The sequence below is a fragment of the Halolamina salina genome (assembly GCF_042678005.1).
Taxonomy (GTDB): Archaea; Halobacteriota; Halobacteria; order Halobacteriales; family Haloferacaceae; genus Halolamina; species Halolamina salina.
This window is the reverse complement of record NZ_JBHUDH010000089.1, coordinates 11,781-12,224: the sequence shown is the minus strand read 5'-3', so window position 1 is coordinate 12,224 and position 444 is coordinate 11,781. Positions and strand designations below refer to the sequence as shown.

The window sequence follows — 444 nt, the reverse complement described above, 5'->3', positions numbered from 1 at the left end:
GTCCACGGCCGAGGAGTCGACCGAGGGGTCCGAAGCCGGGTCCTCGGGCGAGCGATCGTCGGCCGGGGCGTCCTCGGAGGCCCGCGAGCGGTTCGAGGCCGAGTCCGAGTGGCGGGAGGGGGCGACCATTCCGGCGCTCGACCCCGAGAACTCGGTGTCGCGGGAGTCCGACGACGGCGGGACGCCGGCCACGGCGACGACCGACACACAGTCGAGGGCGACAACCAACTCACAGCCGAGGACGACGGCATCGACCGAGGAGATCGAGGCGCTGCGCGAGGAGCGCGATCGGCTCCGCGAGCAGGTCGAGGAGCTGGAGGCCGAAACCGAACGTCTGGAGTCGGAGAACGAACGGCTCTCCGGCGAGCGTGAGCGCCTCGAACGCGAGCGCGACGAGGCGATCGCGGAGAACGAGGAGCTTCACGAGAAGCTCGCCCGGCTGAA

At 71.2% G+C, this 444-nt stretch carries 1 pseudogene; it reads left to right on the top strand.

The window, feature by feature from the left end:
• Window positions 1-444: pseudogene (locus ACFR9S_RS08520) on the top strand (hypothetical protein); the annotation flags it as partial.